We start from the raw sequence: 9285 nt of genomic DNA on the forward strand, positions 1-9285 counted from the left end.
CGGGACGGGTGAGGGACGGCGGCCGAGGGGGAGCGAGCGGCATGGAGCACGGCGGGGACGACACGAACCACTCGAACGACCCGAACGACTCGAGCGACACGACCGGTGCCGTCGGCACGACCGGCCTTCCCGGTGCGGCGGACACCGCCGTTGCCGCCGACACGGCCGACACGGCCGACCCGACCAACACGGCCGACCCGACCAACACGGCTGACCCGACCGACACTGCCGACCCGATCGGCCCGGCGTCCGGCACGCCGGGCACGCCGGACGCGGACCCCCCGCCCACGGCACCCCGCGACGCACCGCGCTCCCGCTCCCGTACGCGCCTCCGCTCCCGTACGCGCCCCCGCCGCCGGCTGCCGCGCCGCCTCCGCCGGACCGCCCTCGCCCTCCTCCTGCCGCTTCTCCTGCTCCTCGGATCCCTCCTGGCCACCCAGATCGCCCTCCGCGCCGCCTACTCCGGCGACCCGGCCGAGGGCACCCGCACCCGCGGCCGGGACGCGCTCTGGCTCGGCCACGCCTGGGTCGACGGCCGCAGGACCGACGGCGACCTCGGCGCCCTAGCGCGGCGGCTGCGCGGGACGGGCGTGCGGGACCTGTACGTGCACGCCGGTCCGCTGGAGCACGACGGCACGCTGCCGGCGTCGGCCCACCGCGACGCCCGCCGGCTGATCACCGGCGTGCACCGGGAGCTGCCCGGGGTGCGGGTGCAGGCGTGGCTCGGCGACGTGCTGGCCACCGAGACACCCGACGGCATGCGCCTGGAGCGGGCCCGGACCCGGGCCGCCGTGGTCCGCTCCGCCCGGCAGGTGCTGGCCGCCGGTTTCGACGGCGTCCACGTCGACCTGGAGCCGACGCACTCCGGCGACCGCCACTTCCTCGCCCTCCTCGACGCGCTGCACCACGTCACCCGCGCCCACGGCGCGACGCTGTCGGTCGCCGCGCACCAGATCGACCCGCTGCCCGGGCTGCACAGGGCGTTCGGGGCGGTCACCGGGCACCCCAAGTGGTGGTCGCAAGCGTACTTCGGGCAGGTCGCGCGCCGCGTCGACCAGATCGCCGTGATGTCGTACGACACCATGCAGCAGTGGGAGAGCACCTACGGCGGCTACGTCGCCCGGCAGACCGCGCTCGCCCTGGAGGCCACCCCGCCCGGCACCGACCTGCTGATGGGCCTGCCCTTCTTCCACGAGGACCGCTTCGGCCACCGCGCCGCCGCCGAGACCGTCCCCGCCGCCGTCCGCGGCGTCCGCCTCGGCCTGTCCCGCACGGACGCCGGCCGCGAGCGCTTCGGCGTCGCGCTCTACGTCGACTTCGCGGCGACGGAGGCGGACTGGCGGGCCTATCGGGAAGGATGGGTGCGGTGACCCGGACCCGGCCTGCCCTGACCCCGCCGACCTGACCCCCGCCGACCTGACCCCGCTCGCCCGCGCGGCCCTCGGCACCGACCGCGCCCTCGCCTCCGCCACCCGGCTGCGCGGCGGCAGCAAGAAGGGCGTCTACCGACTGACGTGCGACGACGGCACGACGGCACGACGGCCGTCGCCTACGTCTGGTCGCCGGAGGAGGACTACTGGGACCCCGGCGCCCCCGGCGCCGCCGACCCGCGCGACCCCTTCTCGCACGCCTTTGGCCTGCCCCTGTTCACCGCGGCCCAGGCCCGCCTGACCGCCCTCGGCGTCCGCACCCCGCGCCCGCTGCTCACCGCCCCGGCCGGTCCCCACCTCCCGGTGGACGCCGCCGTCGTCGAGGACGTGCCCGGCGGCACCCTGGAGGAGGCCCTGCGCCGGGACCCGGCGGCGGCCCGCCCGGCCCTGGAGCGGCCGGCCCGGGCACTGGAGACGATGCGCGGCTGCGCGGGCCCCGGCATCGGCACGGTGGCCGACGTCGACAACGGCGGCGCGGGATACGGGAGTTCGTGCGCGCGGCTCGTCCTCGACCGCGCCCTGCGGGACCTCGCCGAGGCCGCCGTGCGCGAGCCGCGTCTGGCCGCCGCGCGCCCGCGGCTGGAGCAGGCGCTGCACACCCTGGCCGCCGAGGTCCGCCCCCCGCGCCCGCCCGACCCTCGTCCACGGCGAACTCGGCCCCGACCACGTCCTGCTGGACGCCGACGGCCACCCGGTCCTCATCGACGTCGAGGGCCTGATGTACTTCGACGCCGAGTGGGAGCACGTCTTCCTGCGCCTGCGCTTCGGCCCCGCCTACGACGTCCTGCGCGCCCCCGGCCTCGACGGGCACCGCCTGCGCCTGTACCGCCTGGCCCTGCACCTGTCCCTCGTCGCCGGACCGCTGCGGCTGCTGGACGGTGACTTCCCGGAGCCGGGCCCGATGCGGGGAATCGCGGAGTACAACCTGGAGCGGGCGCTGGAGTGCGTGGCGGGATGACGGCGGGCGGGCGTCCCTGGGACCCGGTTACCCGGTACCCAGGACCCGGGACTCGGCACCTGGGACCCGGGACCAAAATCCGACGGCGGCCCGCCCCTCCCCGCCCCGGCCGGCCCCCACCTTCCTACGCCCCCACGTTCCTACGCCCCTACGCTCCCAGCCCCTACGCTCCCAGCCCCTACGAGGACCGCCTCCTGATCTTCGATCCCAGCCACACCAGCGGGTCGTACTTGCGGTCCACGGCCCGCTCCTTCAGCGGGATCAGCGCGTTGTCCGTGATCCTGATGCCCTCGGGGCACACCTCGGTGCAGCACTTGGTGATGTTGCAGTAGCCCAGGCCGTGTTCGTCCTGGGCGGTGCGCTTGCGGTCCAGGCCGGTCTCGGCGGCGGCGTCCAGCGGGTGCATGTCGAGCTCGGCGATCCGCATCAGGAAGCGCGGGCCCGCGAACACCGTCTTGTTCTCCTCGTGGTCGCGCACGACATGGCAGGTGTCCTGGCACAGAAAGCACTCGATGCACTTGCGGAACTCCTGCGGCCGGTCCACGTCCTGCTGGAACATGCGGTACTCGCCGGGCCCCAGCCCGGGCGGCGGCACGAACGCCGGAACCTGCCTGGCCTTGGTGTAGTTGAAGCCGACGTCGGTGACCAGGTCGCGGACGACGGGGAACGCCCGCAGCGGGGTCACGGTGACCGTCTCGTCGCGGGCGAACACCGACATGCGGGTCATGCACATCAGCCGCGGCCGCCCGTTGATCTCCGCGGAGCACGAACCGCACTTGCCCGCCTTGCAGTTCCAGCGCACGGCCAGGTCGGGGACCTGCGTGGCCTGGAGGCGGTGGATGACGTCGAGGACGACCTCGCCGTCGTTCACCTCGACGGTGAAGTCCTCCAGGCCGCCGCCCTCCCGGTCGCCCCGCCACACCTGGAAACGGGCCTCGTAGCCGCTCATCCGTACAGCTCCTCTTCGGCCAGGTACTTGACCAGCTCCTCCTTCTCGAAGAGGGCCAGCAGGTCGGGACGGACGGGATCGGCGGTCTCGCGGGAGAGGGTGATCTGGCCGCGCACCGGGTCGGTGGCCGCCAGCCCGCCCGTGGGATCGGTGAGGGTGCACAGGAGGCGCACGCGGCGCCAGGCGCGGTCCATGGCGGGATGGTCCTCGCGGGTGTGGCCGCCGCGCGACTCGGTGCGCTCCAGCGCGGAACGCGCCACGCACTCGCTGACCAGCAGCATGTTCCGCAGGTCGAGCGCCAGGTGCCAGCCGGGGTTGAACTGGCGGTGCCCCTCCACCCCGGCCCGCCGCGCCCGCACCCGCAGCCGCGCGAGCCGGCGCAGCGCCTCCCGCATCTCCTCCTCGCGGCGGATGATGCCGACCAGGTCGTTCATGGTCTGCTGGAGTTCCTGGTGCAGGGTGTAGGGGTTCTCCGGCGGGCCGGAGTCCGGCTCCCCGCTCTCGGCGGAGAACGGCCGCAGGGCTTCGGCGGCGGCCGTGTCCACCTGCTCGTCGGCCACCACCGGGCGCTCGGCGAGCCCGGCCGCGTACGCGGCCGCGTGCCAGCCCGCCCGGCGCCCGAACACCAGCAGGTCCGACAGGGAGTTGCCGCCGAGCCGGTTGGAGCCGTGCATGCCGCCGGCGACCTCGCCGGCCGCGTACAGGCCGGGCACCCCGCGCGCGGCGGCCGTGTCGGAGTCGACGGCGACCCCGCCCATCACGTAGTGGCAGGTGGGTCCGACCTCCATCGGCTCGGCGGTGATGTCGACGTCCGCCAGCTCCTTGAACTGGTGGTACATCGACGGCAGCCGCCGCCTGATCACCTCGGCGGGCATGCGCGTCGACACGTCCAGGAACACCCCGCCGTGCGGGGAGCCGCGGCCCTCCTTCACCTCGGTGTTGATCGCGCGGGCCACCTCGTCGCGGGGCAGCAGTTCCGGCGGGCGCCGGTTGTGGTCCGGGTCGTCGTACCAGCGGTCGGCCTCGTCCTCCGTCTCGGCGTACTTGTCCTTGAAGACGTCGGGGACGTAGTCGAACATGAACCGCCTGCCGTCGGAGTTCCTGAGCACCCCGCCGTCGCCGCGCACCGACTCGGTGACCAGGATGCCCTTCACCGACGGCGGCCAGACCATGCCCGTCGGGTGGAACTGCACGAACTCCATGTTCACCAGCGGCGCCCCGGCCAGCAGCGCCAGCGCGTGCCCGTCGCCGGTGTACTCCCACGAGTTCGACGTGACTTTGAACGACTTGCCGATCCCGCCGGTCGCCAGCACCACCGCGGGCGCCTGCAGCACGAAGAAGCGGCCGGTCTCCCGCGCGTAGGCGAAGACGCCGGACACGCGCGCGCCGTCCTTGAGGACGCGGGTGACCGTGCACTCCTGGAAGACCTTCAGCCGCGCCTCGTAGTCGCCGGTCTCCCGGTGGTCCTCCTGCTGCAGCGCGACGATCTTCTGCTGGAGCGTGCGGATCAGCTCCAGGCCGGTGCGGTCGCCGACGTGCGCCAGCCGCGGGTACTCGTGGCCGCCGAAGTTGCGCTGCGAGATCCGGCCGTCCGCGGTGCGGTCGAACAGCGCCCCCCACGTCTCCAGCTCCCACACCCGGTCCGGGGCCTCCTTGGCGTGCAGCTCGGCCATCCGCCACTGGTTGAGGAACTTGCCGCCGCGCATCGTGTCGCGGAAGTGCACCTGCCAGTTGTCGCCCGCGTTGACGTTGCCCATCGCCGCGGCGATACCGCCCTCGGCCATCACCGTGTGCGCCTTGCCGAACAGGGACTTGCAGATCACCGCCGTACGGGCGCCCCGCTCGCGCGCCTCGATCGCGGCCCTCAGGCCCGCGCCGCCGGCCCCCACCACGACGACGTCCCACTCCTGCCGGTCGACCACGGTCATCAGCGGACCTCACTCATCGGGACTAATCGGGACCCATCAGAATCCATCAAAACCTGTCGGGCTTTACATGATCTATCGGAATCTATCGGAGTTCATGGGGACCAACCGGGATTCATCGGAACTCTCAGAAGAAGCGCGGATCGTCGAAGACGCCGGACGCGAGGAGGTAGACGTAGAGGTCGGCGAGCGCCACGCTCGCCAGCGACGCCCATGCGAGCTGCATGTGGCGGGCGTTCAGCCTCCCGATGAACTGCCACATCCGGTAGCGCACGGGGTGTTGGGAGAAGTGCTTGAGCCGGCCGCCGACGATGTGCCGGCAGGAGTGGCAGGAGAGGGTGTACGCCCAGATCAGCACGATGTTGACCAGGAAGACGACGGTGCCCAGACCCATGTGGCCCCAGTGGTACCGCGGGTCGCGGAAGGCGAGCACGGTGTCGTAGGTCAGCACCCCGGCCACGAGCAGGGCGGCGTAGAAGAAGTACCGGTGCAGGTTCTGCAGGACGAGCGGGAAACGGGCCTCACCGGTGTACGTCCGGTGCGGCTCGGCGACCGCGCAGGCCGGCGGGGCGGCCCAGAACGCGCGGTAGTAGGCCTTGCGGTAGTAGTAGCAGGTCAGGCGGAAGCCCAGCGGGAAGACCAGGATGATGATGGCGGGGGAGATGCCCCACCAGCCGCCGAACAGGTCCCAGTTGGGGCCCGCGTGCATCGGGCGGCAGCGCTGCGCCAGGCACGGCGAGTAGAACGGCGAGACGTACGGCGCGGCGTAGTAGTCCGCGTCGGCGAACGCCCGCCACGTCGAGTACACGACGAACGCGAACAGGCCGGCGGCCGTGGTGGCGGGCGGCACCCACCAGCGGTCGGTGCGCAGGTGCCCGGCGGCGATCGCGGCGCGCGTCGGGGCGCGGACGCCGCCACGGGCGGGACGGGGGTGTGCGGCGGGGGGCTCGGTTCCGGTGGACACGATGGGACGCACCCTCTCCTGTCGGGCTCCTTCGAGCTCCTGCGGGTTCCTGCGGACTCCTACGGGCTCCTGCGGGAGTCTCCTGCTGCGCCCGGGCGTGGGTGGGCGCACCGGGCGCGGGCCGGCGTTCAGGCCCGGTTCGCCCGGTTCACGGTGCGTGCCGGTCGCGGGCGCCGAGACCCTCGTCGTCCGAGTCCGTCCACAGCGACCCGTCGTAGGGGGTGTCGGGTATGGTGACCAGCTCCGGGCGGGCGGCGGTCGGGCCGGCGGCCGCCGCGGCCCGCAGCAGCGCCACGCTCTCCCGCAGGTGGTCGGCGTCGGTGCGGACGCGGCGCAGGTCGAGGCTGGTACTGCCGAGTTGCTTCTCCAGGCGCCCCACCGACCGGGTCAGGTCGTCGAGGCAGCGCTGCACCGATGCCAGGTCGTCGTGCACGGTCATGAGGTGACCTCGCTTCCACGCGGACCGAAGGTTCGGGGCGGCAACGCTCGTGCGCCTGCGAGTGTTGCGCGTCACACCGCCCGGTGTGAAGGGGACGTACGGCGATTGGCGGAGTGCGCACCCGCGTGCACCTCCGGGTACGCCCGGCGCGTGCGGTGCGCACGCCCCTTTTCCGCCAGGGGCGCGCCGGTGCGGGCTCCGTTGCGCCGCACGAGTGGGCTTGCGCGCCCCCGCCGCCGTGTCGCCCCCGGTCGGCGAACCCTTTCCTCTTCAGTGGGCCGTAGATCTGATGAACTCAAAATACCGCCAAAAGTGAACGAAACGCACCTTTGTGAGCGGGGTGCGCGGTGGCGGCAAGCGGCTCCCCGGAGGTAGCAGTGATGTCCCACGACGGCGTCGGACCGCGCGCGGTGGTACGCGCGGTCGCCTTCCTCACCGCGGGCGTGCTCGCGGTGCCCGCCCTGGCCGGCTGCGGCTCGGACGACGAGGTGAGCAAGCCGCTGGCCGGGCAGGACATCGCCCCGGCCGCACGCGAGCGGATCGCCGACGGCGGCACCCTGCGCTGGGCCGTGGACGCCGTACCGGAGACCCTCAACACCTTCCAGGCCGACGCCGACGCCACCACCACCCGCGTGGCCCAGGCCGTGCTGCCGTCGATGTACCGCACGGACGCCGACGGCCGGCCGCAGCGCGACGCGGACTACCTGGAATCGGCCAAGGTCGTCGACACCGAACCCAAGCAGGTCGTCCTCTACAAACTCAGCCAGCAGGCCGTCTGGAGCGACGGCCGCGAGATCGGCGCCGCCGACTTCGCCGCCCAGTGGCGCGCCCTGTCCGGCCGCGACTCCGCCTACTGGACCGCCCGCAACGCCGGCTACGACCGCATCGAGAAGGTCGAACGCGGCGCCGACGACCTCGAGGTCAAGGTCACCTTCGCCCGCCCCTACGCCGACTGGAGATCGCTGTTCTCCCCGCTGTACCCGAAGGACGTCATGGGCACCGCCGACTCCTTCAACGACGGCGCCCGGCGCGCCCTGAAGGTCACCGCCGGACCGTTCCGGGTCGACAAGGTCGACCGCAAGGCCAAGGACGTCGTCCTCACTCGCAACCCGCGCTGGTGGGGCGAACCCGCCAAACTCGACAAGATCGTCCTGCACGCCGTCTCCCGCTCCCGGCGCGCCACCGCCCTCGCCGACGGCACCGTCGACGTCGCCGACGTCGACCCCGCCGACGCCGAGCGCATCACCCTCGCCGCCCGCGCCAAGGGCACCACCGCCCGCACCAAGGGCACGACCGCCCGTACCGAAGGCGCCACCGCCCGCGCCAAGGACGCCACCGCCCGCGGCCTGGCCGACATCCGGCTGCACAAGTCGCTGGAGCCCGCCTACACCCAGCTCGCCCTCAACGGCGCCAAGGACCCGCTCGCCGACGAGCGGGTCCGCCGCGCCATCGCCCGCGCCCTGGACCGCAAGGAACTCGCCCGGCTCGTGCTGAAGCCCCTCGGCCTGCCCGCCGAACCCGTCGGCAGCCACCTCGCCCTGCCCGGCCAGCCCGCCTACGCCGACGGCAGCGGCGCTCTCGGCGCCCAGGACACCGCCGAGGCGCAGGCGCTGCTGGCCGACGCCGGCTGGGTGCGCGGCGGCCCGCTGAAGAAGGCCAAGGGGGAGAAGGCCGCCGGGGCCGAGGAGGACGGGGAGAAGAAAGACGAGGAGAAGGGGGAGAAGGGGGAGAAGGGGGAGAAGGGGGAGAAGAAGGACGGGAAGAAGAAGGACTCCGGGGACGGTGACGACGGCACGTACACCGTCGGCGAGGACGACAAGGGCCGCCAGGAGTCCGCCCGCGCCGACGGCGAGCAGCGCGGCCCCGGGCACGACGGGGACGCGCGGCACCTCGCGCAGGACGGCAAGCAGTACGCCGAGGGGCAGCTGCGACCGGGCGGCGCGCCCGGGGCGTACGCCCCCAAGGGCACCGCCGCCCCCGGGAAGGCGGCGGCCGGACCGCTGGCCAAGGACGGCAAGCCGCTCACGCTCCGCTTCGTGGTCCCCTCCGGAGCCGGCTCCCGGACCCTGCGCGACGTCGCCGAGCGGATCTCCCGGATGCTGGACCGGGTCGGCATCGGCACCGACATCCGGAAGGTCCCGGACGACAGCTACTTCAAGGACCACATCGCCTCGGGCCAGTTCGACCTCGCCCTGTACTCCTGGCCCGCCACCGCCTTCCCGGCCACCGACGCCCGCCCCGTCTACGCCAAACCCGCCCCCGCCGCCGACGGCTCCCTCAACGTCGAGCAGAACTACACCCGCGTCGGCACCGACCAGGTCGACCAGCTCTTCGACCAGGCCCTCACCACCCTCGACGAGGACGAGGAACGCGAACTCGTCCGCAAGGCCGACTCCCGCATCTGGGCCGCCGCCGCCTCCGTCCCCCTCTTCCAGCGCCCCCAGCTCATGGCGGTCCGCAAGACCGTCGTCAACGTCGGCGCCTTCGGCTTCGGAACACCGGTGTACGAGGACATGGGCTTTTTGAGGAAAGGCGCGACGGCAGGCGCCGCGGGGGCGTCGCCGTCGGCGTCGGGGTCGGCGTCGGCCCGGTAGCGGACGGCCCGGCGTCCGCGACGATG

Annotated in this window: 6 protein-coding genes and 1 pseudogene; 3 read left to right on the top strand and 4 right to left on the bottom strand. The window is 73.5% G+C overall.

The window, feature by feature from the left end; all coding sequences use genetic code 11:
- The first annotated feature begins 41 nt into the window (after positions 1 to 41).
- Entirely contained in the window at positions 42 to 1370 is a 1329-nt protein-coding gene (locus IE225_RS17950; RefSeq protein WP_229879649.1) for a glycoside hydrolase family 18 protein, read from the top strand.
- Positions 1371 to 1401: 31 nt separating this feature from the next.
- Positions 1402 to 2388 (top strand): annotated as a pseudogene (locus IE225_RS34240) (phosphotransferase family protein).
- Between the two features lie 178 nt (positions 2389 to 2566).
- Here IE225_RS34240 and IE225_RS17960 read toward each other — a convergent pair.
- The 4 genes from IE225_RS17960 to IE225_RS17975 form a co-directional block, all read right to left on the bottom strand.
- Entirely contained in the window at positions 2567 to 3337 is a 771-nt protein-coding gene (locus IE225_RS17960; RefSeq protein ID WP_190058547.1) for a succinate dehydrogenase/fumarate reductase iron-sulfur subunit, read from the bottom strand.
- Positions 3334 to 5265 (bottom strand): fumarate reductase/succinate dehydrogenase flavoprotein subunit, encoded by a 1932-nt coding sequence (locus IE225_RS17965; protein WP_190058548.1) that lies wholly within the window; start codon positions 5263 to 5265, stop codon positions 3334 to 3336. Before IE225_RS17965 ends, IE225_RS17960 begins: the two co-directional genes overlap by 4 nt.
- A gap of 124 nt (positions 5266 to 5389) precedes the next feature.
- On the bottom strand, positions 5390 to 6226 hold the full coding sequence (gene sdhC, locus IE225_RS17970; protein ID WP_190058549.1) for a succinate dehydrogenase subunit SdhC: 837 nt from the start codon (positions 6224 to 6226) through the stop codon (positions 5390 to 5392).
- Positions 6227 to 6374: 148 nt separating this feature from the next.
- The gene (locus tag IE225_RS17975; protein ID WP_190058550.1) at positions 6375 to 6665 is read right to left on the bottom strand and encodes an Rv0250c family protein; all 291 of its coding nucleotides are present in this window, start codon (positions 6663 to 6665) and stop codon (positions 6375 to 6377) included.
- Between the two features lie 380 nt (positions 6666 to 7045).
- Between IE225_RS17975 and IE225_RS17980 the strand changes: the two genes are divergently transcribed.
- Positions 7046 to 9259 (top strand): ABC transporter family substrate-binding protein, encoded by a 2214-nt coding sequence (locus IE225_RS17980; protein ID WP_190058551.1) that lies wholly within the window; start codon positions 7046 to 7048, stop codon positions 9257 to 9259.
- Positions 9260 to 9285: the final 26 nt, after the last annotated feature.

Source organism: Streptomyces echinoruber (assembly GCF_014651135.1).
Lineage (GTDB): Bacteria > Actinomycetota > Actinomycetes > Streptomycetales > Streptomycetaceae > Streptomyces > Streptomyces echinoruber.